The sequence below is a fragment of the Desulfovibrio piger ATCC 29098 genome (assembly GCF_000156375.1).
Lineage (GTDB): Bacteria > Desulfobacterota > Desulfovibrionia > Desulfovibrionales > Desulfovibrionaceae > Desulfovibrio > Desulfovibrio piger.
In genome coordinates this window covers 20274-46648 of record NZ_DS996360.1, presented here as the reverse complement: position 1 = coordinate 46648, position 26375 = coordinate 20274, and the positions used below count along the sequence as shown (strand labels likewise).

Sequence of the window (26375 nt, the reverse complement as noted above, 5' to 3'; positions counted from 1 at the left end):
CGGCCGCTGCCCGCAGCACCTCCCGGCCGTTCGTCCGGGGGCAGCTGGCAGTCATCGGCATCCTGCAGGGAGCGGGTGGCGGCCAGACGCTGGGCCGGGCTCAGTCCGGCAGGGGCGGCAAGGCCCGTATGGCGGCCGCGGCCGAAGCCCGCGCCGGGGCCGGACGGGGCCGGACGTCCACCGAAGGGGTCGGCGAACATGCCGCCGCGCGCCCGTTTGCTCAGGCCGCCGCCGTAACTTTCCACCCACTCTTCGGTCAGTCCGGCGGGCAGCTCGCGCACGAAGGGGCTCTGGGCCACGTGCTGCGTGCCCTGCTCGGCCTTGCTGTAGATGGTGGCCGGCGAGTACAGATCCAGCTCCTGCCGGGCGCGGGTGCAGGCCACGTACATCAGACGGCGCTCCTCTTCGAAGTCCTCGGGGCGCGCCAGAGCGTGGCGCGAGGGGAAGCGGTCCTCCACCAGATCGATGATCAGCACGGCGTTCCACTCCAGGCCCTTGGCCGAGTGCACCGTGGAAAGGGTGATGCGGCCTTCGTTGTCCTCGTCTTCCTCGTCGGGGGAATCCAGGGCCAGATCGGCCAGGAACAGATCCAGATCGTTATAGCCCGAGGCCATCTGCAGGATCTCTTCCAGCCCCTGCTGGCGGCGGGGCCAGTCTTCGGGATAGCGGCTCTCCAGCACGGGCCGGTAATGGTCCACGATGAGCTCCAGCGCCGTCACCGGATGCAGCGGGCGGGCGCGCATCTCGGCGATGAAGCGCAGATCCTCGCGGAAGGAGGGGAAGCGGGCGCAGGCCTTGTCCAGGGCCGGGCCGTCGGCGCTCTGGGCCACGTTGTAGAGCTTGAGCACGGTCTTGGGGCCGATGCCCTCGTGCAGCTCGGCCACGCGCGAGAAGGCGGGCATGTCCAGCGGGTTGAGCAGCAGGCGGGCGTAGGCCATGACGTCCTTGACGTGGGCCGCCTCGGTGTAGCGCAGGCCGCCGTACTTGCGGAAGGCGATGCCCGCCTGGTTGAGGGCCATTTCCAGATGGTAGGAATGGAAACCCGCCCGGAAGAGCACGGCGATCTCGTGCGGCAGGTGGCGGGTCAGCAGGTCCTCGATGCGGCGCACCACCAGCTTGGCCTGGCTCATGTCGCTGAGGGGCGTCACCAGACGTACCGGCGCGCCGCCCTCCTTGCGGGTGAACAGTTTTTTGCGGAAGGATTCCGTGGCGTTTTCCAGCAGGTTGTTGGCCACGTCCAGGATGGGCTTGGTGGAACGGTAGTTCTCCTCCAGCCGGATGATGCGGGCCCCGGGGAAAAGCTTGGGAAAATCGAGGATGTTGCGCACATTGGCGCCACGGAAGGCATAGATGGACTGGGCCTCGTCGCCCACGGCCATGACGTTGCCGGGCGGCATGCCTTCGCCCTCCGGCCCGGCCAGCAGGCGCACGATGCGGGCCTGCACCAGGTTGGTGTCCTGATATTCATCCACCAGGATATGCGTGTAGCGGCGGCGCAGGTTTTCGGCCGCGCGCTCGTTGGTGCGCAGCAGGTGCTCCAGCTCGAACAGCAGGTCGTCGTAATCCAGCAGGCCCTTTTCCTTGCGGTAGGCATCGTAGGCCTCGCCCAGCTGCATCAGCGGTTCGGCATAGGGCAGCAGGTGGAAGGCCTCGCGCTGCAGAACCTCGTCCAGGCGCATCTCCTTGTTCCGGGCCTTGCTCAAAAAGCCCACGATGGCCTGCGTGCGCGGGAAGGAACGGTCGCCCTTGCCCAGCCGGAGGTCGTCCTTGCAGGCCTTGACCGCCGCGTTGATGTCCGCGCTGTCCATGACCGTGAAGGGGCGGTCCTCCAGCCAGTCGGGACGGTAACGGCGCAGCACGCCGAAAGCGAAGGAGTGGAAGGTACCCCCCTGCACCAGGCTCAGGGCGTGGTCGGACAGGGCCGCGGCCCGTTGCAGCATCTCCTGCGCCGCCTTGCGGGTGAAGGTGAGCAGCAGCATGGATTCCGGCGGGACGCCGTGATCCGCCAGCCAGGACAGGCGGTAGGTGATGGTGCGGGTCTTGCCGGAACCGGCGCCGGCCACTACCAGGACCGGCCCGTCGCCGCAGGTGGCGGCCTCGTATTGGGCGCTGTTGAGCGCGTGCGCGTAATCAATCATCGTTACAGATTAGCATAAAGGTGCTGGGCAGGCCAGAGGAGCCCGCAGGCACATCCCGCCCGGGCGGCCTCCGTGCAGCGAGGAAAGGCCCATGGCGCCCCCGCTTTCCGCATCGCTCCCGTCCTCGGGGCATCCGTCCCCTATCCGGCCCTCCTTACAGTAAAAAAAGGAAAATCCCGCCACCAGTTGACGCCGCCGGACGGGAATCGTAAAGTAGCTTGAAATTTTTTGCACAAAGGATTTTCCATGCCTACGCCTCAAGAAGAATTCCAGAATGCCGTCCTGCGCATCCTGGAAACCGTGATGTTCGAAAACTGGATCCGTTTCTATTTCCTCACTGAAAAGCTGGATGCGCCTGTGGAAGAAGGCGCGGAAAAGCCCCTGTTCGTGGCCATCCCCGAGCAGGGCATGCAGCGCATCAAGGAGCTGTACCCCGATCTGCTGCCCCTGGCCGAGAGCCTGAACGGCAAGGAGATCAGCTTTGCCCTGTCGCAGCAGGCCGTCTGTTCCTTCGTCATGGAACACCTGGACGGCAAGGTCATGCCCCAGCGCATGGCCGAGACCGTGTTCGACAGCACCACCTTCCAGACCCGCATGCAGCTGTTCAACGCCTGGGTGCAGATGCACGAGAACCAGCTGGACCAGAACTTCATGGAGTTCGGCAGCTGGCGCGAACTGTTCGCCCAGTGGTGTTCCACGGACCAGGTGAAGGAACTGGCCACCCGCATGGCCGCGCCGCGCACCGAAGGTAACGGCACCACCCATTAGTCATGGCAGATCCTGTGGCCGCCTCCGGGGCGGCAAGCCTATTCCACGCCGGGACGGTCCTGCGACCGCCCCGGCCTTCGCTTCTGGATGCCGTGGCGCACAGCGCCGTGCTCCGGGCCCTGGCGGCCTGGCGCGACAACGGCGGCGGGCAGCCCCCCCTGCTGCTGGACGGTACGGCCGGCAACGGTCACGACTGCCTCTTCCTGGCCCGTCAGGCCCCGGCGGGCAGCCTGCTGCTGGCCCTGGACATCCAGGAGGCCGCCCTGCAGGCCAGCCGGGCACGGCTGGAGCAGGCAGGCATGGCGGCGCGCTGCTGTGCCTCGGCAGCGGCGGCCTGTTCCCTGCCCCCTCTCCCTTCCCATACGACGGACATCCGTCTCGTCCTCCATTCCCATGCGTCCCTGCCGGAGCTGCTGGACGCCCTGCCCGAAGAAGACAGGCAACGTCCCCTGCTGGCGGGCATCTTCAATTTCGGGTACCTGCCGGGCACGGACAAGCGCTGCACCACCACGGCGGCGGGCAGTCTGGCGGCCGTGGATGCCCTGCTGGAACGGCTGGCCCCGCAAGGTTGCCTGAGCCTGCACTGCTATACCGGCCATGAAGGCGGCGCCGCCGAAGAGGCCGCCCTTGCCCAAAGGCTGGCTCGGCTGGAGCCCCGGCGCTGGCGTGTGCTGCACTGCCGGGACGCCAATCGGGAGACCCACGGCGAAAGCATTTTGCTGGCCGAACGACTGCCTGTGCGGCAGCGCTGATCCCCAGTCTGAAAGAGCCCCGGAAGGGGCTTTTTTTACAGGATTTTCCTGTCAGAAAAAGTTTGAAAAAATATTTTAATAACTATTTTATAACATAAAAATAGTTATTAAATTCAATAAATTAAAAGAAAGTTTCGTTAGCGAAAAAAAGCGAAAATAGCCCCCTTTTTATCCCTAGCCTATTGCATTTTCATCATTGCCAGCATAATCTTAGCGTTAAGGATGTATTTGTGTCGCCTGTCCTCGGGCAGGGGCCGGACGGACTGACGACACGCTTTTCTAGTAGAAGGGAGAGAAAGATGGCTTGGACTCAGGTTTACGAACCTCTGGGAGGCATCGGCCTGTCGGCACTGGCGGCATCCGTACCGCTGATCATTCTGTTCTACATGCTGGCTTTCCGGCAGGCGAAAGGTCATATCGCCGCCGTGGCCGGTCTGGTGGGCGCCCTGCTGGTGGCCATCCTGGTCTGGAAAATGCCGGTAGGCCTGGCAGTCAACTCCGTGGCTCTGGGGGCCTGCTTCGGCCTGTTCCCCATCGTCTGGATCGTCATCACGGCCGTGTGGGTCTACAACATGACCGTGGAATCCGGTGAGTTCGAGATCATCAAAGACTCCCTGGCCCGCCTGACGGACGACCGTCGTCTGCAGGCCCTGTTCATCGCCTTTGCCTTCTCCTGCTTCATCGAAGGTACCGCCGGTTTCGGTACCCCCGTGGCCATCGCCGCCGCCATGCTGGTGGGCCTGGGCTTCACCCCGCTGTGGGGCGCCGGTATCGCCCTGATCGCCAACACCGCCCCCGTGGCCTTTGGTGCCATCGGTGTGCCGCTGATCGTGGCCGCCCAGGTGTCCGGCCTTGACCAGATGACCGTCTCCGCCATTGCCGGTCGCCAGCTGCCCCTGCTGTCCCTGATCGTGCCCCTGTGGGTCTGCGTGGTCATGTGCGGCTTCAAGCGTTCCATGGAAGTGCTGCCCGCCATCATCGTGGCCGGTGTGGCCTTTGGTGGTGCGCAGTTCCTGCTGGCCAACTTCCACGGCCCGACCCTGCCCGACATCGGTTCCGCCATCGCCACCATCGTGGCCCTGATGCTGCTGCTCAAGGTCTGGCAGCCCAAGAGCATCTTCCGCTTCGAAGGTGAAGCTCCCTCCAACCTGGAAGGCCAGGGCTACCCCCTCGCCGTCGTGCTGCGCGCCTGGGCCCCGTACCTGGTGCTGGCCGTGTTCGTGTTCTTCTGGGGCCTGGGCTCCTTCAAGGCCATCCTCAACGGCCTGCCCGGCACCGTGTTCAACATCTCCTGGCCCGGCCTGGATGGCGAAGTCATGAAGACCGCCCCCATCGTGCAGGCTGACGCCGTGTACGGCGCCAAGTTCACCTTCAACTGGCTGTCCGCTGGCGGTACCGCCATCCTGCTGTCCGGTCTGGTGTCCGTGCCCTTCATGCCCAAGTACGGTTACGGCAAGGCCATCGCCTGCTTCATGCGCACCCTGAAGCAGCTGACCTTCCCCATCCTGACCATCGCCATGATCCTGGGCCTGGCCTACCTGATGAACTACTCTGGCATGAGCTCCACCCTGGGTCTGGCCTTCACCCACACCGGCTGGCTGTTCCCCTTCTTCTCTCCCCTGCTGGGCTGGCTGGGCGTGTTCCTGACCGGTTCCGACACGTCCTCCTGCGCCCTGTTCGGCGGCATGCAGAAGGATACCGCCCTGGCCGTGGGCATGCGCCCCGAACTGGCCGTGGCCTCCAACGCCTCTGGCGGCGTGACCGCCAAGATGATCTCGCCCCAGTCCCTGTCCGTGGCTACCGCCGCCACCAACAATGCCGGTCAGGAAGGCAAGCTCTTCCGCTTCACCATCGGTCACAGCATCGGCATGACCCTGGTGCTCTGCGTGCTGGCCTACCTGCAGGCTGGTCCCCTGTCCTGGATGCTGCCCTAACGGGTACGTCCCAGGCCTGAGGGCCTGACAGATCAAGTCGGCAAGGGCCCCGGTCTTCCGGGGCCCTTTTCGCATGCCTGGCGGCCTGTTGCCGCGATGGATCTCCCGGTGCAGACGGCGGACACGGGCGAGTCGTGCGGGACAGCGGCCGCCAGACACGCTCCTGCAAGCACGACCCGTAGAGACAAAATCCCTGAACCGGCCCGGAAAGGCCGGCGTGCCTGAAGCCAGCTTTTTTGACCGCTCCCGCTTTTTCCTTGCGGCGGCCCCGCCCCCCATAGTATGGGAGGCAGGACGACGCGTCCTTGAAGCCTGGCCTGCTCCGGCAGGGCGAAAAAAATGCCCGGAAAGACGAGGCCGCCGGCGGATATGCCGGATCGCCGCGGCCCTGACCGGCTCCCATAGAGGGGGGAGTGTGCAATATTTTTGTCCCCCCGTATGGCTCCGGCAGGCTCCATGTAAAAAAAATTAAACGTCCCCTCCGTCTACGACAAAACATAAAAACAATAAAAACAGCAAGATAGATAAACTTTCCTCGCTGGACTCTTTGGCATGCCTTATGCAGTAAGCTAAGTACCTTCCTTTCTTACTGACAGTTCAACCTAAACGGCCTGCCCCCCCAGCAGGCCGTTTTTCTGTCTGGAGACACGAGCATGTCCAGCCCCGTCACTGTCTGTCATCAGGAATTCGACGAAAGCCACTTCCTGGCCTCGGAATACGAACCGGCCCAGCCGGAGCAGGCCGCCTTCCACATCATCCCCGTCCCGTTGGAGCAAAGCGTCTCCTACGGCGGCGGCACCGCCCACGGCCCGGCCGCCATCCTTTCCGCCTCGCAGCAGCTGGAAGCCTGGGACGGCATCAGCGCCCCGGGAGAAGCGGGCCTGTATACCGCTCCCGCCGTGGACTGTGACGCCCCCATCGAGACCGTCCTGGACCGCATCGAGGCCGCCACGGCCCACGCCCTGCGCTGCAAGGCCCTGCCCGTCATCCTGGGCGGCGAGCATACCGTGAGCCTGGGCGCCCTGCGTGCCCTGGCCGCCGAGGCCGCCCGCACGGGCGAGCCCTTTGGCGTGGTGCAGTTCGATGCCCATGCGGACCTGCGTTCCCAGTATGAGGGCTCCATCTATTCCCACGCCAGCGTCATGCACCGGGCCGTGGCCGACCTGGGCCTGCCGCTGGCCCAGTTCGCCATGCGCGACTTCTGCCGCGAAGAAGTGGAAGTGCGCCGCCAGTACAATGTCTTGCACTACGATGCCGACGTCCTCTTCCGCCAGGGCCTGCCGGAACAGCCCCTGCCCGCGGACTTTCCCCGCCGCCTCTACATCACCTTCGATGTGGACGGTCTGGATGCCTCGCTGATGCCCGCCACGGGCACGCCTTCGCCCGGCGGCCTGTTCTGGCATCAGGCCCTGCTGCTCATCGAGCGCTGCCTGCAGGGCCGCAGCATGGTCGGCATGGACGTGGTGGAGCTGGCTCCCCTGCCGGGCCTGCACCATGCGGATTTCACCGCCGCTAAGCTCACCCACGCCCTCATGGGCTTTGCCCAGCGCGCCGGTCTGCCCCGCAAGGCATAACGGCCGGGAATCCCTTTTGGGGGAAGGGTCCCCGCACCCCTGACAGCCAACGGTACGGCTGATCCCGGCGATGTCCACAACGCGCCTGCGGGCCGCCATCCGGTCGCATCTCTGCTGTCGATGCCCGTAGCTTCCTGCGTCGCAACGGGCACAGCCCTACGGGCTGCCATCCGGTCGCATCTCTGCTGTCGATGCCCGTAGCTTCCTGTGTCGCAACGGGCACAGCCCTGCGGGCTGCCATCCGGTCGCTCCGGGGAGAGGGCTTTCCCTCTCCCCCTCCTTCCCCAGCACGCTTTGCCTGCCTGTGTCCCGCGCTTCGGGGCACAGGCTTTTTTTATGCCCTCGTATGGCCCAATCTCTAAGGCCTCTTCCGCTGCGGCCCAGTCTCCATACGGCAGGCCTGCTCCGCGCCGCTCGTTACATGCATGGGCTGCCGCCTTCGTGCGCCCGCTCGCCGCAGCCCGTTGCATCCTCCACAGGCCCCGGCTACCATGCTCTCCTGTCTTCTCCAGGCTCGCCCGATGACAGCACAAGCCCGCTGTCCGAAGACGAAGCCTGCCACAAGCAACCGGATAAACGTATTCGGGAGGGATGGGCCGACCGGATGATGACCCGCAAGGCCGTGGTCATCAGGAGCGATACTGCTCCGGGAAAAGGAACGAGAGTTTTCAAAAAGGTCCTTCTCCCCCGCCTGCCCTCCCGCAAGGAAACGCCATGAATTTTTTTGAAAGCCCCTTCAAGGGCGTCCCTCTGGACCAGCAGATCCGCAATCCCAACATCCGCGCGGGCCGCTACAGCTACTATTCCGGCTATTATCATGGCCACAGCTTCGATGACTGTGCCCGCTACCTGAGCCCTGAACGCGACGACGTGGACAAGCTCATCATCGGTTCCTTCTGTTCCATCGGCAGCGGCGCCAGCTTCATCATGGCGGGCAATCAGGGCCACCGCATGGACTGGATCGCCACCTTCCCCTTCTTCTACATGCCGAAAGAGGCAGGCTTTCGGGACGCCGTGGACGGCTTCGTCCGTGCCGGGGACACCGTGGTGGGCAACGATGTCTGGATCGGTACGGAAGCCATGATCATGCCCGGCGTGCACATCGGTGACGGCGCCGTCATCGCCGCGCGCGCCGTGGTGACCGCGGACGTGGCACCCTATGCCGTGGTGGCGGGCATGCCGGCCCGTGAGCTGCGCCGGCGCTTCAGCCCCGAACAGATCGCCATGCTGCTGGAGATGCGCTGGTGGGACTGGCCGCTGGAGCGTATCAACGCGGCCATGCCCCTGCTCTGCTCCGGCCAGGTGGAACGGCTCCACGAGTTCTGGCGCAGCGGCCGGGAGACGGGACAGGAATAGGGCTGCCGCCTGCCGCTCCTGCAGGATGCCTGCCCGGAAAACAGGCCTCTTCCTGTCCGGGCAGATACCGCAGGCCCGGCTTTCCGGCCGGAGGGCATCGCATACCGTGGCAGTCCCCTGTCCGCCCTGCTCCTTTACGACATTTCTGTGACGTCTTCGCTATCCTGGCTTTTTTGCTGGACTTCTATTCCTATCTGTGTCATAGGAAACAGGCCGTCGAACTGACGGCCATGTCACGCAAGGAGTTCCCATGTCATCCGACAGTCCCATCCCTCCCAGTATCCAGGTATCTGTCCCGTCACGCTGATCGCCTGCCTTGCGTCCATCTTCCCGCAGGCAGTGCCAGCCCTGCGAGGAGGTCTCATGTCCCATACCTTCATCTTCCTGCCGTCTGTCCCCCAGCACGGCCCCGTCCGTGACCGGATCATCTTCCGGGCGCGCCGTCATGTCCTGCATCCTTCCCGCTCGTCCATCCCCGTCATGGGCCGGACGTCCGTGATGCGCGCTGTCTGCTGACAGGCCATCACCTCCCTTTGCCGTCCCCTGCCGGGCCCCGCCCTGCGGGATGGTCTTCCGTCATCATCCGCCATTGCCTTCGGCGCCGTCTGGCCCGCATGGAACACCCTTGCGGCATGTGACCGCGCGCGTCCCGTACCGGCGCGTCAGGCCTGCCGTCATGCCGTGCGCCTGCCGTGACGCCCGTCAGGAAGGCCTGTATCGAGAACACCCCTAACCAAAGGAGCCGACGTATGGACAGTCACCCTGCCCCCCTCCCGTCGTCCGTGGCCGCGCCTGCCTTCGCACGCGCCTGCCCCCAGCATCCCAACCTTGGGGAGGTCTGTCATGATCCTCAAAAAAACACGGATGGCCCGCCGGGTCGCCTCTGGCGTCAACGTCCATGACCTGCGCCCGATCCATCCCGTCCCCCGGACGCATAACGGTTTTCTCCTCTTCCGTGCCCGGCCGCATGACCCCGGATCGCGGACGGCCTTCGGGCAGCGCCGACTGCCTGCCATCCGCCGTCCCCATCCCGCACGCTGAAGAAAAAAGGAGAACGACCAATGATCCGTGAAAACCTGCTGCGCACCGTGCGCGACCTGTCCGCCCGTCACGATACCACCGCCTTTGCCGAACTGGTGGGGAGCGTCCACCCCTCCGACATGGCCGAGGCCCTGGAGACCCTGAAGAGCCGTGATGTGGCCCGCCTGCTGCCCTGCCTGAAGGCGGAGGCGCTGGCCGAAGTATTCGTGTATTTTTCTGAAGAGCGCCAGAGCCGCCTGTTGCGGGAACTGCCCCGCGAGACCGTGGTGGCCCTGTTCGAAGGCATGGCCGCCGACGAGCGCGTGGACCTGTTCCACGACTTGGACGAGGCCGCCCGCCAGCGCCTGCTGCCCGCTCTGGCCCATGGCGAACGCGAGGACATCCTGCGCCTGGCCGCCTATGCCGAGGGCAGCGTGGGCTCGGTGACCACCTCGGACTATGTGTCCGTGTTGCCGGACATGAGCGTGGCCCAGGCCCTGGCCCATGTGCGGGCCACCGCCGCCGACAAGGAGACCATCTACGTCATCTATGTGCAGGACAAGGAAGGGCATCTGTGCGGCACCCTTTCCCTGCGCGAGCTGCTGCTGGCCGATGATGCCCTGACCATCAGGAACATCATGCGCCGCGATCCCGTGTTCGCGCGGGCCCAGTGGCCCCGGAGCAAGGCCTCCGAGCTCATCGGCCGCTATGACCTGCTGGCCCTGCCCGTCATCAACGGCGGGGAAAAGATGGTCGGCATCGTCACCGTGGACGACGCCATGGACATCGAAAAGCAGGAAGACGCCACCCAGCTGGCCCGCTTTGGCGGCACGGTGACCACCGACGGCACCGACCTGGACATCCTCGAATCTCCCTTCCGCAAGATGTTCAGCGTGCGCGTGTTCTGGCTGGTGCTGCTGACCCTGTTCGGCGTCGTCACCAGCACCTTCGTGGCCGCGCAGGAAGAGATCCTGTCGCAGGTCATCGTGCTGGCGGCCTTTATCGCGCCCATCGTGGACATGGGCGGCAATGCGGGCAGCCAGTCGGCCACCCTCGTCATCCGTGCCATGGCGCTGGGCGACGTGAGCCTGCGCTGGCAGGACGTCTGGCGCGTCGTCCGGCGCGAGCTGCCCGTGGCCGCCGCCCTGGGCCTGGTGGTGGCCGGCATGGAGACCGTGCTCGCCTGGTTCTCCAAGGGCATCGATCTGGACGTGCTGCTGGTGGTGGGCCTGAGCATGCTGGTCTGCACCGTGCTGGGCGGCATCATCGGCGTGCTCCTGCCCTTCGTGGCCCGGCGCATCGGCACGGACCCCGCCACCCTGTCCTCGCCCCTCATCACCTCCATCATGGATCTGGTGGGCGTGTTCATCTACTTCGCCTTCGCCTATGCCTTCCTGGGCGACCTGCTGCGGCAGGCGGGCTAAGACCGCAAGGGAGCCTCAGGGAAGGCAGGACACCTCCGGTGTGTCCTTGAAGGGCTCCCCCGCGTTGCCGTCCCCCTGTCCGCAAAGCTGTACCACCACGGGCACGGCTTTGCGGCCGCCATACGGCCGCTGACGTGAAGGGTCTTCTGCAAACGCCCTTCCCGGCGCGTCTTATGCGGACAGGTACGGTCACCGCCACGCCATACCATAAAAAAAGCCCCCTCATGGAGGGGGCTTTTTCACAGCTCGTCATGGGGAAGCCCTGGGCTCCCGCCAGGGCTAGTCCTGACGGAACAGGGGCGTGGACATGTAGCGTTCGCCGGTATCGCAGGCAAAGGTCACGATGTTCTTGCCCTGCATCTCGGGACGGGCGGCCACGCTGAGGGCGGCCAGCACGTTGGCGCCGGTGGAGATGCCCGCGCACACGCCCTGCAGGCGCATCAGGCGGCGTGCCGTGGCCATGGCCTCTGCCGTGGGCACCTGGATGATCTCGTCCAGCAGGCTGCGGTCCAGGATGGAAGGCACGAAATTGGCCCCGATGCCCTGGATGCCGTGCTGCCCGGCCTGGCCGCCGGAAAGGACGGGGGATTCCGCCGGTTCCACGGCCATGACCTTGAAGCCGGGGATGTTCTCCTTGAGGAAGCGGCCCGTGCCCGTGATGGACGAACCGGAGCCCACACCGGCCACCAGCACGTCCATATGGCCCACGCTGTCGGCAAGGATCTCGGGGCCGGTGGTGAGATAGTGGGCCTCCACGGCCAGCGGGTTGGAGAACTGCCCGAACAGCAGGCCGTTGCGCTCTTCCGCCAGTTTTTCCGCGACCTTGATGGCCCCCTTCATGCCTTCGGCGGCCGGGGTCAGCACCAGTTCCGCGCCCAGGGCATGCAGCAGGTTGCGACGCTCCACGCTCATGGAATCGGGCATGGTCAGCACGCAGTGCAGGCCCCGCACGGCAGCCACCAGAGCGATGCCGATACCCAGGTTGCCGCTGGTGGCTTCCACGATGGTGCCGCCGGCCTCGATGTCGCCCCACTCCATGGTCTTGTCGATCACATGGAAGGCCACGCGATCCTTGATGGATCCCCCGGGATTGCGGTTTTCGAGCTTGAGCCAGACCGTACCGGGCAGATCTGCGCCGAGAGCGTTCAGACGCAGCAAAGGGGTTCTGCCGATGCTTTGCAGAATATTGGTGAGCATGCTGTATCCTTGCTAAAAGTCAGGGAATAAAAAGAGGAACATCACTATATGCCAGCCGGGCGGGTTTTGCAAATCGACGCGCTGCGCGACAATGGACACAGCTTGACAGCCGCCATGATGCCCCGTACCGTTTTTTATAACAGGTATCGTCTACCCTAGCTCCAAAGGAGGATACATCATGAAGCTGTTCCGCATGTTCCTTGTATCGCTGGCCCTGGGTCTGATCTTTGCCGGTGCGGCCCTGGCCAAGGCTGATGTGACCGAACTGTATGCAGAAGCCCTCATGACCGGTGACGTGGAGTCCCTGGACAAGCTCCTGGCCCCCAATTACTGGCATGTCAGCGCCAACGGCCATATCCAGGACAAGGAACACTTCCTGGCCAGCCTCAAGGAAAGGAAGCTGGTCATCGACCGTATCCGCCTCAGCAACATGCGCAGCACCGTCATGGGTGACGTGACCCTGGTCACGGCCAACGGCGAGCTCAAGGGCTCGGCCACGCCCGCCCTGCCCCAGGGCCTGATGCGCTATACCATGGTCCTGAACAAGGTCGGCAAGGAGACCAAGATCGTCCTCTTCCAGGCCACGCCCGTGGTCCCCTCGCAGGATTGCCGTGACGGCAACTGCGCCATCCGCTGATCCCTTCCCTGATGCGATATTTCGAGGCTGCCTGCGGGCAGCCTTTTTTTTGCCCTGTTGCCCGGCAACATTTTTTTGGAAAAATTTCATAAAAAAATGCTTCCCCGATAATTGACACCATATTGATACTATGAATAGTATCAATATACCAATTGAGAACAACTCTCTTCCACATCAGCAAGGGGGAAGACCATGGCGACAGATCTGGTAACGGCCCCGGTGCGCTCCGCGGAGATCTTCGTTTTCCGGGCGCCCATCGAAAAAGCGGTTCGTACCTCGTTCGGCATCATGCACGACAGGCCTGCTGTCCTGCTGCGCCTGGAGGATGAAGACGGCATGCACGGCTGGGGCGAAGCCTGGTGCAACTTTCCCTCCTGCGGTGCCGAACACAGGGCACGGCTGCTGGAAACGGCCATCCTCCCCAAGGTCATCGGCAAGCCCTGGAGCAGCCCGGCCGCCCTGTCCGCGGAGATCTCCGGTCAGCTGGAGGTCCTGCGCCTGCAGGCCGATGAGCCCGGCCCCATGTCCCAGGCGCTGGCGGCCCTGGACATAGCCCTGTGGGATCTGGCGGCCCGCCGCGCGGGTCTGCCCCTGCACCGTTTCCTGGGCGGCGGTGGTGACGGCTCCATGCCCGTCTACGCCAGCGGCATCAACCATCCCGACATCGCCGGGACCATCCGGCGCACCCGTGCCGAAGGCTACCGCTGTTTCAAGATCAAGATAGGTTTTTCCGAACAAAGCGATGCCGCCAATCTGGAAGAAGCCTTCGCCGCCCTGCTGCCGGGCGAAGAACTGGCGGTGGACGTCAACCAGGCCTGGACGCGCCGGCAGGCGCTGGCGGGCGTTGAAAAGCTGCGCCGCTGGCCGCTGCTCTGGATCGAGGAGCCCCTGCGTTGCGACAGCCCCGTCGAAGACTGGGCGGCATTGGCCGCCGCCTCTCCCCATCCGCTGGCCGCGGGCGAGAACATCCGCAGCCATACCGACTTTTCCGCTGCCATCATCCGGCGCGACCTTGGCGTCATCCAGCCGGACATCTGCAAGTGGGGCGGTCTGAGCAACTGCCTGCCGGTGGCCCGGGCCGTCCTCAAGGCGGGCCTGCGCTACTGCCCTCACTATCTCGGCGGCGGCATCGGCCTGCTGGCCTCCGCCCATCTGCTGGCGGCTGTGGGCGGGGACGGCCTGCTGGAAGTGGACTGCAACCCCAACCCCCTGCGCGAACTGCTGGCCCGTCCCTTCCCGGCCGTCCGGGAAGGCCGCATCACCCTCTCCGATGCGGCCGGGCTTGGTGTGGAACCTGATCTGGATGCTGTGGAAAACCTTGTGACTTACCGGGCCGAATGCCGCTGAATGCCTGCACGTCCCGTCATCTACAGGAGGCGATCATGAAGCGTTTTCTTACCTGCCTTTGTCTCATCGTCACGTCCCTGGCCCTGTGTTCCGGTCTGGCCGGAGCCGCTGAAAAGGTCAGGATCAACCTGTTGAGCACGCCTTTCGGTACCGGGAGCTATGTGCTGGGCACGGCTCTGGAAAACATCGTCAACAAGGGTGACTACCCCATCCTCATCTCGCATGCGGAAACGCCCGGCCAGGCCTTCAACGTCAACAAGCTCAATGCCGATCCGGCCGCCCGCAAGAACACCGTAGGCACGGCCTCCAAGGGCATCAACTGGCTGGCCGCCCAGGGCAAGAAGCCCTTCCCGGCCAAGCGTACCCCGCTGCTGCTCATCGGCAGCTACACCTATACGGCCACCTGGCTCGTCACCGCGGACGAATCCATCAAGTCCGTCAGCGACCTGCGCGGCAAGCGCATCGCCATGGGCCGCATCCCCCAGGCCATCTGGGGCTACGAGCCTGACGCCCTGCTGCGTTGCGGCTATTCCGACGATTTCTACAAGAGCCTGTCCATCCAGTATGTGGGCACGGGCGAAGCCGCCACCGCCCTGGTCAACGGCCAGGTGGACGCCGCCACCATCGGCGGCTACATGGACCCCGTCAGCGGCAAGTTCTCTCCTGCGCCCCAGACCGTGGAAGTGGTCGCCTCTGGGCGTGACCTGCACCACCTCGACTGGACCGAAGCGGCCGTCAAGAACACCGCCGCCAAGGACATCCAGCTGATCCCCTTCAAGGTGCCCGCCAACTCCGTGGAAGGACAGACCGCCCCCATCTTCATCGGGGCCGATACCCACGGCCTGTTCGCCCACCCCGACTTCCCCGAAGAATACGCCTACATCCTGGCCAAGGCCATGATCGAGAACATCGACGCCTTTGCCCAGTACCACGCCCTTGGCGCCCTGATGAGCCGTGAAGGCCTCATCAAGGGCTGGAGCCCCGAGCAGATCCACCCCGGAGCCCTGCGCGCCTACAAGGAAGCAGGCCTGCTGTAACCGAAACTCCCCTGGACCGGGCCGCTCCGGCGGCCCGGCGCCACATCCCGGAGCCGATGGAGACGACTATGAGAGCGGGAGAACTTGCATCCAGCATGATTTTTCGTGGCGGCGCTCTGGCCATGGTGCTTTACCACGCCATTGCCTCCCAGTACCTGTATTTTTCGCAGTGGGAACACCAGACCATCCACTTTTCCTTCCTGTTCCTGCTGATCTTCATGAGCTACGCACGCAAGATATCCAACAAGGCCGTCAAGTTTTTGCTGTATGCCTGCATGCTCGTGACGCTCGTCTGCTGCGCCTATGTCTATCTGAACACGGAAGAACTGGAGATGTCCCAGGGCTTCCCCACCCAGGCCGCCGTCATCGTCGGCATCTGCCTCATGCTGGGCACGGCCCTGTGCACCTGGCTGAGCTGGGGCCTGCCGCTGCTCATCGTGGCCGTGGTCTTCGTGGCCTACTTCTTCCTTGGGCACATGCTCAGCGGCCCGCTCCATCATCCCGTCTTTTCCTTTGATTATGTGGTCTCCATGCTCAGTGTGGGCCTGTCCGAGCTGTACGGCCTGTTCATGTCCATCAGCGCCGACCAGGTCTTCCTGTTCGTGGTCTTCGGCTCGCTGCTGGGCATCTTCAAGGTGGAAGGCCTGCTCATGGAAGCCGGCAAGATCCTGGGCCGCCGCCTGCGTGGCGGGGCCGGACTCACGGCCGTGTTCTCCAACTCCCTCATCGGCATGGTCTCCGGCGCCCCCGTGGCCAATGTGGCCATCACGGGCCCCTTCGTACTGCCGTACATGAACCGCTCCGGTTACAACGTGGATGAAGCCGGCGGCATCCTGGCCTGTTCGGCCACGGGCAGCCAGCTCATGCCCCCCGTCATGGGCGCGGCCGCCTTCATGATGGCGACCTTCATCGGCCAGCCCTATGCGGTGGTCATGCTGGCGGCCATCCTGCCCGCCGTGCTCTTCTATTTCGCCGTGGCCATGGGCGTGCAGTTCCTTTCCGTGCGCAAGGACCTGAAGACCGTCCAGCTGGATGTGGACTGGGGCCTGATCCGCCGCCGCGTGTGCATCTTCATCATCCCCATCGGCCTGATCTTCGCCATGCTCCTGCTGCGCTACAGCCCAGCCAATACCGCCTTCTGGGCCAGCATCGTGACCCTGGTGGTGGGCTTTGCCATCAAGGACACCCGCCCCACCTGGAAGGAACTCATCCAGTCGCTGGTCAGCGGTGCCGTCACAGGGGCCAAGATCGGCATCTCCCTGGCGCTCATCGGCATGGTGGCCCAGACGCTCATCTCCACCGGCCTCGGCAGCAAGCTGGCCAGCCTCATCCACATGCTGGCGGGCGGCCATCTGTTCATCGCCCTGGTGGTGACCATGATCGTCTCGCTCATCCTGGGCTGCGCCGTCCCCCCGGCGGCCGCCTACGCGCTGTGCGCCATTATCATCATTCCTACGTTGACCCCCATGGGCGTGGCCTTGCTGCCGGCACACATGTTCTGCTTCTACTTCTCCATCATCGCAGCGGTCACGCCCCCGGTGGGTCTTGCTTCCCTGGCGGCCACGGGCATTTCCGGCGGCAATTACGCCATCACCAGCGTCCATGGCTTCCGCCTGTCGCTGAGCGGCTTCATCCTGCCCTTCCTGATCGTCTACAATCCCCTGTTCTCCCTTGATTTCAGCAACATGGCCTGGTCCGTCTGCTCCCTGCTGTGCATCCTGGCAGGCCTGATGAGCCTGGACGCCCTGCTCTACGGCGCCATGGTGCGGATCTTCAGGCCCGTGGACTATCTCCTCTCCCTGCTGGTCTGTGCGGGCTCCTTCTGGCTGACGGTGTACGGCGACGCTCTGGCCGCCCCGCTGCTGCTGGGCCTGACGGGGGCCGTACTGGCCCTGCTGGCGGCCCACATCATCTGGCAGCTCCGGACGGCATAGATACGTTTCTCCTCCTTCCAAAACAGAAGAGCCCCGTACCGCTGTACGTGGCTCTTCTGCTGCCGGGGCCCGGCCGGAAAGAGGCTGGGGGCTAGCGGACGAGGTCTATCTCGAAGCGTACCCTGTCACCGGGATGGACCATGCTGGCGGCATAGACCACCTTGCCGCTTTTGTCGCAGGCAAAACGCTCCACCTGGGCCACGGGCATGCCGCAGGCGATGCCCAGATGATTGGCCGCTTCGGGCGAGGCGATGCCGATGGTCAGGATCTGCCGGGCCGTGGTCACATCGACGCCCAGCTCGTCCATGACGGGGATGACCGTCGTGGCATTGAAACGCTCCGGGGCCAGGTCGTAGATATCCTTGTCCAGATACAGATCGATGAAGGCAAAGCGGACACCGTCCTTGATATGGACGCGCTTCATGTACTGGTAACAGGCCGCGGGGATCCCCTTCTGCTCTCCGCGGAGCAGGGGGCAGGTCAGCACTTCGTCCGCTGCCAGCAGTTCCACACTGGCGCCTTCGATACGCTTGATGAGGGCGCTCCAGGACGTCCGCATATTGGTGCAGGGGCGCAGGGGCAGTTGCTGGGCCACATGGGTGCCGCGCCCCTGACGGGTCTCCAGATAGCCTTCGCTGACCAGCAGCTGTACGGCCTGACGGGCCGTCACCCGGGCCACACCGCACAGTGAAGCCATCTGCTGCAGGGTCGGCAGCTTTTCGCCAGGGTGCAGGCTCTTGTCCAGGATCGCCTGACGCAACTGGTCGGCCAGCTGCTGATAGAGCGGCGGCCCCGGATGGCGGAACTGGATGGGCGGCAGCGTAGTTTCAAGACAGGATGTATTCTTCATTTCACAGACCTTGGAGCAATCAGTATGCCTTGTCATAGCCGAATTTTGCCCAAAGTCAAAATTTGTTCCTGCCCGCCATCCCCCGGTATTCATACGTTTTTGTAACGGCCCGCCAAAAATGAAAAAGGGCCGCACCCTCAAGTGCGGCCCCCAGACAGTCAGGATCGTGCAAAATTACTTTTTGACGGCCATGATCACGTTGGTGGCCTTGACGATGGCGGTCACCTTGCTGCCTTCGGCCAGGCCCAGCTTGCTGATGCTGCCCATGGTGATGATGGAGGTCATCTCGCCGTCGGCGCCCAGGTCCACCACCACTTCGCCGTTGACGGCGCCGGGGGTCACGCTCTTCACGGTACCGCAGAACTGGTTGCGGGTGGAGAGGATGTACTGGTCGGCATCGTTCATCAGGATGACCATGCTGGCCTTGACCAGGGCGCAGGCTTCCTTGCCTTCGACCAGGCCCAGACGTTCGGTGCTGGCCTTGGTGATGGAGGCCACCAGTTTGGTGCCGGAAGGCATGGTCAGTTCGATCTCGTCATTGACGGCGCCGGGGCGCACGGAGCTGATGGTGCCCCAGAAAGTATTGCGAGCGCTGGTTTCCATATTTTTTCTCCTTCTATCGGTGGGAGGTTGAGTACTTGTGCAAGGGGGATATACGCACTCGGCAAGGGACTGTAAAGGGCACGAAAACGCCCCCGGATGAAAATTCACGCTTTTAAGCAGGCAATTTTCAGGAAAATTTACCAGTTAAGAAAAAATAAATTATTTCATCATGTTTAAAAAAGATAATCGCGGCGGATCGTCACAAAAGAGTGACTTTTATGTCATTAAAACGTGATATACATCCCCTTCCCCAGCGGAATCACGGCATTTCTTCCCATGCCTGCCGGGGGCGTGCGCGCCTCTCCCGTACAGGCCGTTTCTCTTCGGTCGCGCCGGGCCGCTCCTCCGCCGAGCGCAAAAAAAGGAAGGGGCCCGAAGACCCCTTCCTTCAAACGCAGCGGAGATGCCGGCCTACAGTTCAGGCGGCAGTTCCTTGAGCTGGGCCATGGTGAACACCGGGCCGTCCACGCAGACATAGTGGCTGCCGATGTTGCAGCGGCCACAGATGCCGATACCGCACTTCATGCGCTTTTCCAGCGTGGTCACGATGTTCTCGGGCTGGAAGCCCAGTTTTTCCAGGGCCTGCAGGGTGAACTTGATCATGATCGGCGGGCCGCAGAGCACGGCCACGCAGTTGTCCGGGCTGGGATTCAGCTCGGTCAGCACGTTGGGGATCAGGCCCACCTTGTGCGGCCAGCCTTCGTAGGGATTGTCGATGCAGAGCGTGCAATCCAGGTCGGGGTTGGCCAGCCAGCCGTCCAGCTCGTAGCTGAAGGCCATGTCGCGCGGGGAGCGGGCGCCGTACAGCAGGCTCACCTTGCCGTAGTCGGCCTTGTGCTCCAGCACGTGCAGCATGATGGTACGGATGGGGGCCATGCCGATACCGCCGCCCACGAAGAAGATGTTCTTTCCCTTCCAGTCGTTGTAGGGGAAGAAGTTGCCCAGGGGAGCGCGCACGCCCACCTTGTCGCCGGGGCTCAGGCGATGGATGGCGGAGGTCACTTCACCGGCCTGCATGACGGAGAACTGCAGGTACTCCTTCTGCGAGGGCGGGGTGTTGATGACGAAGGTGGATTCACCGGCACCGAACACCGAGAGCTGGCCCACCTGGCCGGGCTCGTAGGTGAAGTTGGCCATCTGCTCGGGATCGTCCAGGACCACGCGCAGGGTCTTGATGTTGCCGGTCTCCTGGATGGTCTCCACCACCGTGGCCAGCATGGGCTTGTAGGGGTTGCCCGCCTGCTGGGGACGGGGCGTGATCTCGCGCAGCATGCCGCCGTCGGCACGGGGCTTGAGGACGGCAGGCTTGGCGGCCGGCTTGGCTTCCGCAGCGGGAGCGGGAGCTTCGGCGGGCTTTTCTTCAGCCTTGGGGGCTTCTTCCGCGGGAGCTTCGGCGGGCTTGGCAGCGGCCTTGCTCTTGCGGGTACGGGCGGGTTTTTCTTCAGCCACGGCGGGAGCCTGGGCGGGTTCGGCCACGGCGGGGGCTTCGGCCTTCACGGCTTCGGCCGGCACCGGGCTTTCCTTGACCACGGGCGCATGGCTTTCCTTCAGCACGGGGCTGTCCGTGCCGCGCACGGCCACTTCCGCGGCTTCTGCCGGGGCAGCCGCAGCGGCAGCCTTCTTGGTCTTGGCTGCGGGCTTGGCGGCAGGCTTGGCGGCAGCCTTCGTGCTTTTGCTCCGGGTGGTAGTTTTCTTGGTAGCCATGAACGAACTCCTACTTGTTGATGGCGTCGAGCACGATGGCGCGGATATCCAGATGCACGGGGCAGTTGCTCACGCAGCGGCCGCAGCCGTTGCAGGAGAAGGCGCCCCAGTTCTCGGGATAGGTGGCAAACTTGTGCGACACGCGGTTGCGCATGCGCAGGGCCTTGGCCGTGCGGGGGTTGTGCCCGCTGGCCTCACGCGTGAACAGGGGCGACATGCAGTTGTCCCAGGTACGCAGACGACGGCCCTCACGGCCGTTGAGGCCGTCGCCTTCGTCGGTGATGTTGAAGCAGTAGCAGGTGGGGCAGAAGTAGGTACAGGCCCCGCAGGACAGACAGCGGTCGGTCTCCTGCTGCCAGAACTCCACATCCTCGAAGCGGGCGGCCACCTTGGCCGGAGCTTCGGCCAGGCTGGGCGCCTTGTCCAGGCTGGCCCAGGCGGCCTTGCGGGCGGCCTCGGCATCGGCAAAGCGGTCGGCACCGTCGGCCAGGCTGCTGCCTTCCAGCAGGGCCGCGCCCTTGTCGGTCATGGCCTGCAGCACATAGCCGCCTTCCACTTCGGTCATCAGCACGTCGGAACCTTCCGGCGAGGTGGGACCGCCGCCCACCCAGTGGCAGAAGCAGGTGCTGCAGCCGCTGGGGCAGGTCAGGGTGATGACGGTGAGCTGGTCACGACGGGCCTTGTAGTACGGATCCGCGAAGGGGCCGTGCAGGTAGGGCCGGTCCAGGGTCACATAGCCGCGGGCGTCACAGGGACGGCTGCCGAAGACCACGGTGGGCTCGGCCTGCGGCGTATCGTCCAGGGTCATGGTGCATTTGCCCGGATCATTGGGATCCTTGGTCTTGCTGTAGCGCACCAGCACTTCGCACTGGGGCAGCACGGCTTCCTTGGCGGGCACGGTGGCCTTGGCCAGGGTGAAGGGCTTGCCTTCCTTCCAGGGCTCGAACACGACCGCGGTCTTGTTGCCCGGCTTTTCTACCGGGGCCAGCACGCGGGCGCTCTTGGAGAGGTGAGCCAGAAAGGCGGGCAGGCCGTCAGCGGTGACGAAACGGGTTATGCTCATTTCCACTCCCTCTCATGGATGTTCTTTTCTTCCAGCTCATAGCCCAGCAGCGGCGGCACGGCCTCGGGGTCCATGCCGGCCTTGTAGCCGTCGAAGAGCTGGCTCACGGCACGACCGATCTGCTGGCGCAGGGCCAGGATCGGGATGCCCACGGGGCAGGCCCGCTGGCATTCGCCGCAACCGGTGCAGCGGCCGGCCAGGTGCAGGGCGTGGATGGTCTGGAAGTACAGTTTTTCGCGCACGCTGTCTTCCTGGGTCATCCAGTGGGGATCACGGCTCTCGGCCACGCAGTAGTCGCGGCACACGCACATGGGGCAGGCGTTGCGGCAGGCGTAGCAGCGCAGGCAGCGTTCCATCTGGCCGCGCCAGAAGGCCATGCGTTCGGGCAGGGTCATGGAATCCAGCAGGGCCAGCTCGGGCGGCGTGCCGGGGGTGCCCTCCACCGTGGTGGGCGCACCGGCCAGGGTGTCGGCCAGCTTGGCCGTGGGCATGGTGCAGCCGTAGCATTTGCCCTGGGCGCATTCGGTCATGCAGAAGCGGTGTTCCTTGCCGTCGGCGGTGACGGTCACACCGGCCTCGTCATAGACCACGCTGTCGATCTTGTTGTAGCGGCCCAGTTCCTTGTCCACGCGGGCCATGTCCAGGGTGCCTTCGCAGGGCATGGCGAAGATGGTCACGTCATCGCGGTTGATGAGGTTTTCCTGCAACAGTTCCACCACGGAGCGGGAGTCGCAGCCCTTGACCACGATGCCCACCTTCTTGCCCTTGAAGCTGGGCAGGTAGGTGGCGGGGTTGTTGACGTTGAAGGGACCCCAGACCAGCTTGTCCACGTCTTCGGGCGTGCGCATGAACAGCGGCACCGTGTGCACGGCGTCGTAGCCCTGCTGCCAGCCGATGACGCAGTCCAGTTCGGGCAGCTTGGCCTTGATGGCGGCCTTGAGCTCGTCCAGTTTGGCGTTCTGGCCGGTGCCCAGCGGACGCAGGGACGTGAGGGCCATGTCCACTACCTTGAGCAGCGGCTCGGGATCCTCGAAGCGGGGCGCGGGGCCCAGCTTGTGGATGCGGTCGGTGAAGGTGGTCACCACATGCTGCCAGCGCTGGCCTTCGGAAGCCGAGACCCAGGTGTACTCGAAGCGGCGTTCGTCGATGCCCAGCACGGGCAGGAACTGCTTGAGCACTTCCAGACGGCGGCGGGCATAGTAGTTGCCGGCGGAATAGTGGCAGTCACGCGGGTGGCAGCCCGACACCAGCACGCCGTCCGCGCCGTTGAGCAGGGCGCGCACGATGAACAGCGGGTCGATGCGGCCCGAACAGGGGACACGGATGATACGCAGGTCGGTGGGCTGGGTGGCACGGGCGACCCCGGCGGTGTCGGCACCGCCGTAGGAACACCAGTTGCAAAGAAAGCCTACGATCCGCAGTTCTTTGCCATTCAGCACTGGCATAAGGCATTCACCTCCGCAAGGATCTGATTGTCAGTAGCGTGCGAAAGCTGGATGGCCCCCTGCGGACAGGTGGAGGTACACACACCGCAACCCTGACATACGGTTTCGATAACCTGCGCCTTCTTCTCGCCGCGGAATTCCACTTCCGTGATGGCGCCGAAGGGGCAGCAACGGATGCACTTGCCGCAGGCCACACAGCGCTTGTTGTCCACCTGCGCGATCTGCGGGTCATTTTCAAGTTTGTCGCGGGCAAAGAGCGCCAGCACCTTGGCCGCGGCGGCCGAGCCCTGGGACACCGACGAGGGGATGTCCTTGGTGCCCTGGCAGACACCGGCCAGGAACACGCCGGCGGTGTTGGTCTCCACGGGCTTCAGCTTGGGATGGCTCTCCATGAAGAAGCCGTAGCTGTCGTAGGAGATGCGCAGCTTCTCGGCCAGCTGCGGGGAGCCCTTGCTGGCTTCGATGCCCACGGCCAGGACCACCAGGTCGGCGCGGATCTCCACGGGCTGGCCCAGCAGGGTGTCCACGCCCTTGACGATGTACTGGCCATTGCCGTCGGGGTAGATCTTGGACACGCGGCCGCGGATGTATTCCGTGCCGTATTCTTCGATGGCCCGGCGGGTGAACTCGTCATAGAGCTTGGATGGGGCACGGATGTCCATGTAGAAGACGTAGGACTGCGAAGTGGGGATGTGGTCCTTGGTCAGCACGGCCTGCTTGGCGGTGTACATGCAGCAGAAGCCCGAGCAGTAGGGACGGCCGATGGACTTGTCGCGCGAGCCCACGCACTGGATGAAGACCACGCTCTGGGGCTCCTTGCCGTCGGAAGGACGCTTGATGTGGCCTTCGGTGGGGCCGGAGGCGGACAGCAGGCGTTCGTACTGCAGGGAGGTGATGACGTCGGGGTACTTGCCGCCGCCGTACTGCTCGTAGATGGTCCAGTCCATGAGGTCGTAACCGGTGGCGGCCACGATGCAGCCCACTTCCTCGGTGATGACCTCGTCCTGCATGTCGTACTTGATGGCGCCGGTGGGGCAGACCTTGGCGCACACGCCGCATTTGCCCTTGGTCATCTGACGGCAGTACTCGGGATTGATGACCGCCTTCTTGGGGATGGCCTGCGGGAAGGCGATGTTGATGGCCGTGGTGGGACCGGTGAATTCGTTGAAGGCGTCAGGCGTCTTCTTGCTGGGGCATTTTTCCGTACAGGCGCCGCAGCCGGTGCACAGGCTCCAGTCCACATAGGTGGCGCGCTTGCGGATCTTGACGGTGAAGTTGCCCACGTAGCCGGAGATGTCTTCCACTTCCGACATGGCGTACAGGGTGATGTTGGGATGCTGGGCCACGTCCACCATCTTGGGGCCCAGGATGCAGGCCGAGCAGTCCACGGTGGGGAAGGTCTTGTCCAGCTTGGCCATCTTGCCGCCGATGGTGGGCTGACGTTCCACCAGCACCACGGGCACGCCGCCGTCGGCGCAGTCCAGGGCGGCCTGGATGCCGGCCACACCGCCGCCGATGATCAGCACGCGCTTGTTGATGTCGAAGGACTTGGAGAACAGCGGCTTGTTGTTGCGCAGCTTGGCAACGGCCATTTCCACCAGTTCGGCGGCCTTGTTGGTGTTGGCCACCTTGTCCTTGCCGATCCAGGAGACGTGCTCGCGGATGTTGGCCATTTCGAACATGTAGCGGTTCAGGCCGGCGCGTTCCACGGTGCGGCGGAACGTGGGCTCGTGCATGCGCGGGCTGCAGGAGGCCACCACCACGCCGTCCAGCTTGTGCTCGTGGATGGCCGCTTCGATGGCGGCCTGGCCGGGCTCGGCACAGGAGTACATGAGGTCCACGGCGTAGACCACATCGGGATAGGCTCGGGCCGTCTCGGCGACCTTGGCGCAATCAACGGTGCCGCCGATATTGCTGCCGCAGTGACAGATGAAAACGCCTATTCTCATGCTTTATCTCCTTCGGGGGCCTGGGCCTTCTGGGCGTCTTCGCGCTGGGTGTCGAGGATGCGCTCCACCAGGGCGTTGGCGCTGACCACCAGCTTGTCGAGGCCCAGTTCGCTGGGCAGCATGCCGAAGGCAAGGCCCATCATCTGGGTGTAGTAGAGCACCGGCATATTGAAATAGCGGTCCACGCCCTTCATGGCCTGTTTCTGGCGCAGGTCCAGGTTCATCTGGCACAGGGGGCAGGCCACCACGATGGCGTCGGCGCCCATGTTGGTGGCCACTTCGAGGATGCGGCCCGACAGCTGCGCCGTCATGGGACGTTCCGGAATGCCGAAGGAGGCGCCACAGCATTCGGTCTTGAGCGGGAAGTCCAGCATCTCGGCGCCGCAGGCGGCCAGCAGCTCTTCCATGAGGGTGGGGTTCTCGGGATCCCCGAACTGCATGAGTTCCGCCGGACGGCTCATGAGGCAGCCGTAGTAGGCCACCAGCTTGAGGCCGCGCAGGCTGCGCTTCACATGGCTGGCGATGGCCTTGGCGTCGTACATCTGGGCGATGCCCTGCATGACGGAGGTCACGGGCGGGAAGCTCTCGGCCGCGGGGTTGTCCAGCAGCTCGTTGACGCGGGCGCGGAACTCCGGCTTTTCCATGCGTTTGGCCGCATGGCGCAGGTTGGAGAGGCAGCTGGGACAGGGCGTCACCACCATGTCGGCCTGGGTGCGGGCGGCGATGTCCAGGTTGCGCACGCACAGGGCCGCGGAAAGCTCGGTATCCACCGCATGGGCGGGCGTGGAACCACAGCAGTTCCAGTCGGGCAGCTCTTCCAGACGCATGCCCAGGGCACCGCACACGGCCTGGGTGGACATTTCGTAATCGGCCGAGGAGCCCTTGGCCGAACAGCCGGGATAGTAGGCAAGTCTCATGGGCGCACCCCCTCACGCTTGGCGCGTTCCTTGTAGCGGGTCATGATGCGGCCCACAGCCTCGGCGCCGCCGTTGGGAATGGAATGGGGCTTGAAGCCCAGCTTCTGCTTGGCCAGGGCCTGGGGAGCCAGGTCCACGTCCGTGAAGACGCGCAGGGAGCGCAACATGTACAGGACCATGGTGCCGATCTCGTAGGTCCGCCCGAACTTGCGCACGGTATCGAGGAAGGAAAACCAGAATTTTTCCACCTTGGGCACGGCCACGCGCCCTTCCTTGCGGGCCATGTGGCGCAGGGTCTCCATGACCTCGGCCACATCAATGTTGTTGGGGCAGCGGAGGCTGCAGGTGGAACAGGACAGACACATCCAGATGGAGCGGGAGTTCAGCACCTGGTCTTTCAGGCCCAGTTGCACGCCACGCATGATCTGGTTGGCCTGCAGGTCATAGACGAAGCCCGCAGGACAGCCAGCCGAGCAGTTGCCGCACTGGTAGCAGGTGGAGACGTTTTGCCCGCTCTGCGCTTCCACCGCGGCGGTGAAGTCGCGGTCACGCTTTCGGGTCAGATCAATGGCGTCGTTCATGGAAACTCTCAAGGTTAGAGTCTGAAGGACAAAGACATACCAATTTGCAGCAGACTAGCGCGTCTGCATGAAAAAATCCAGCCAAAGCGCACATGTTTTTTACGATCTGCACAGTTCGCAAAGTCTTGGCTGGCGGGCATTTCCC

Annotated in this window: 21 protein-coding genes; 11 read left to right on the top strand and 10 right to left on the bottom strand. The window is 64.2% G+C overall.

The features are described from left to right. On the bottom strand, window positions 1-2138 hold a 2138-nt coding region (locus DESPIG_RS10960; protein ID WP_006008632.1), incomplete at its 3' end, for an ATP-dependent helicase. 246 nt (window positions 2139-2384) lie between these two features. On the opposite strand from DESPIG_RS10960, the gene DESPIG_RS10955 reads away from it, so the two are divergent. From DESPIG_RS10955 to mgtE, 7 genes are all read left to right on the top strand, one after another. After that, window positions 2385-2906, top strand: a complete 522-nt coding sequence (locus tag DESPIG_RS10955) for a hypothetical protein (RefSeq protein WP_006008630.1) — start codon at window positions 2385-2387, stop codon at window positions 2904-2906. Between the two features lie 2 nt (window positions 2907-2908). Next, entirely contained in the window at window positions 2909-3658 is a 750-nt protein-coding gene (locus DESPIG_RS12940; RefSeq protein WP_006008628.1) for an MnmM family RNA methyltransferase, read from the top strand. A 299-nt stretch (window positions 3659-3957) separates the two neighbouring features. Beyond that, on the top strand, window positions 3958-5592 hold the full coding sequence (locus tag DESPIG_RS10945) for an L-lactate permease (protein ID WP_006008626.1): 1635 nt from the start codon (window positions 3958-3960) through the stop codon (window positions 5590-5592). A gap of 653 nt (window positions 5593-6245) precedes the next feature. Continuing rightward, window positions 6246-7166: an agmatinase gene (gene speB, locus DESPIG_RS10940; protein ID WP_006008624.1), complete on the top strand. Its 921-nt coding sequence runs from the start codon at window positions 6246-6248 to the stop codon at window positions 7164-7166. Between the two features lie 714 nt (window positions 7167-7880). Continuing rightward, window positions 7881-8522, top strand: coding sequence for a type B chloramphenicol O-acetyltransferase (gene catB, locus DESPIG_RS10935; protein WP_006008622.1), 642 nt, complete (start codon window positions 7881-7883; stop codon window positions 8520-8522). Window positions 8523-8885: 363 nt separating this feature from the next. Beyond that, window positions 8886-9038: a hypothetical protein gene (locus tag DESPIG_RS13860; RefSeq protein ID WP_006008621.1), complete on the top strand. Its 153-nt coding sequence runs from the start codon at window positions 8886-8888 to the stop codon at window positions 9036-9038. Window positions 9039-9583: 545 nt separating this feature from the next. Then, the gene (gene mgtE / locus DESPIG_RS10930; RefSeq protein ID WP_006008615.1) at window positions 9584-10966 is read left to right on the top strand and encodes a magnesium transporter; all 1383 of its coding nucleotides are present in this window, start codon (window positions 9584-9586) and stop codon (window positions 10964-10966) included. Between the two features lie 279 nt (window positions 10967-11245). Here mgtE and cysK read toward each other — a convergent pair whose 3' ends face one another. After that, the gene (cysK, locus tag DESPIG_RS10925; protein WP_006008613.1) at window positions 11246-12163 is read right to left on the bottom strand and encodes a cysteine synthase A; all 918 of its coding nucleotides are present in this window, start codon (window positions 12161-12163) and stop codon (window positions 11246-11248) included. A 178-nt stretch (window positions 12164-12341) separates the two neighbouring features. Here cysK and DESPIG_RS10920 point away from each other — a divergent pair, with 178 nt between their 5' ends. The 4 genes from DESPIG_RS10920 (at window position 12342) to DESPIG_RS10905 (ending at window position 17118) form a co-directional block, all read left to right on the top strand. Next, a complete protein-coding gene (locus DESPIG_RS10920; protein ID WP_006008611.1) occupies window positions 12342-12800 on the top strand; it encodes a nuclear transport factor 2 family protein in 459 nt (152 codons plus the stop codon). A gap of 192 nt (window positions 12801-12992) precedes the next feature. Continuing rightward, entirely contained in the window at window positions 12993-14147 is a 1155-nt protein-coding gene (locus tag DESPIG_RS10915; protein WP_006008609.1) for a mandelate racemase/muconate lactonizing enzyme family protein, read from the top strand. A 35-nt stretch (window positions 14148-14182) separates the two neighbouring features. Then, window positions 14183-15184 (top strand): TAXI family TRAP transporter solute-binding subunit, encoded by a 1002-nt coding sequence (locus DESPIG_RS10910; RefSeq protein WP_040370008.1) that lies wholly within the window; start codon window positions 14183-14185, stop codon window positions 15182-15184. 95 nt (window positions 15185-15279) lie between these two features. Continuing rightward, window positions 15280-17118: a TRAP transporter permease gene (locus DESPIG_RS10905; protein WP_246118331.1), complete on the top strand. Its 1839-nt coding sequence runs from the start codon at window positions 15280-15282 to the stop codon at window positions 17116-17118. 91 nt (window positions 17119-17209) lie between these two features. Here the strand turns inward: DESPIG_RS10905 and DESPIG_RS10900 are convergent, their stop codons facing one another. From DESPIG_RS10900 to DESPIG_RS10860, 8 genes are all read right to left on the bottom strand, one after another. Then, window positions 17210-17968 carry a GntR family transcriptional regulator gene (locus tag DESPIG_RS10900; RefSeq protein ID WP_006008604.1) on the bottom strand — a complete coding sequence of 253 codons (759 nt, stop codon included), beginning with the start codon at window positions 17966-17968 and terminating at the stop codon, window positions 17210-17212. Window positions 17969-18142: 174 nt separating this feature from the next. Beyond that, window positions 18143-18571 carry a TOBE domain-containing protein gene (locus DESPIG_RS10895; RefSeq protein WP_006008602.1) on the bottom strand — a complete coding sequence of 143 codons (429 nt, stop codon included), beginning with the start codon at window positions 18569-18571 and terminating at the stop codon, window positions 18143-18145. A 411-nt stretch (window positions 18572-18982) separates the two neighbouring features. Continuing rightward, window positions 18983-19843 carry an FAD/NAD(P)-binding protein gene (locus tag DESPIG_RS10890; protein ID WP_050760339.1) on the bottom strand — a complete coding sequence of 287 codons (861 nt, stop codon included), beginning with the start codon at window positions 19841-19843 and terminating at the stop codon, window positions 18983-18985. Window positions 19844-20285: 442 nt separating this feature from the next. Then, window positions 20286-21338, bottom strand: coding sequence for a 4Fe-4S dicluster domain-containing protein (locus DESPIG_RS10880; protein ID WP_006008596.1), 1053 nt, complete (start codon window positions 21336-21338; stop codon window positions 20286-20288). Then, window positions 21335-22783: a hydrogenase iron-sulfur subunit gene (locus DESPIG_RS10875; RefSeq protein WP_006008594.1), complete on the bottom strand. Its 1449-nt coding sequence runs from the start codon at window positions 22781-22783 to the stop codon at window positions 21335-21337. Before DESPIG_RS10875 ends, DESPIG_RS10880 begins: the two co-directional genes overlap by 4 nt. Then, window positions 22771-24732: a CoB--CoM heterodisulfide reductase iron-sulfur subunit A family protein gene (locus DESPIG_RS10870; protein WP_006008592.1), complete on the bottom strand. Its 1962-nt coding sequence runs from the start codon at window positions 24730-24732 to the stop codon at window positions 22771-22773. Before DESPIG_RS10870 ends, DESPIG_RS10875 begins: the two co-directional genes overlap by 13 nt. Next, complete coding sequence (locus DESPIG_RS10865; RefSeq protein WP_006008590.1) at window positions 24729-25649, bottom strand: CoB--CoM heterodisulfide reductase iron-sulfur subunit B family protein; 921 nt, start codon at window positions 25647-25649, stop codon at window positions 24729-24731. Before DESPIG_RS10865 ends, DESPIG_RS10870 begins: the two co-directional genes overlap by 4 nt. Further along, window positions 25646-26230 (bottom strand): 4Fe-4S dicluster domain-containing protein, encoded by a 585-nt coding sequence (locus tag DESPIG_RS10860; RefSeq protein ID WP_006008589.1) that lies wholly within the window; start codon window positions 26228-26230, stop codon window positions 25646-25648. The genes DESPIG_RS10865 and DESPIG_RS10860 overlap by 4 nt, the downstream gene beginning before the upstream one ends. Window positions 26231-26375 lie beyond the last annotated feature (145 nt).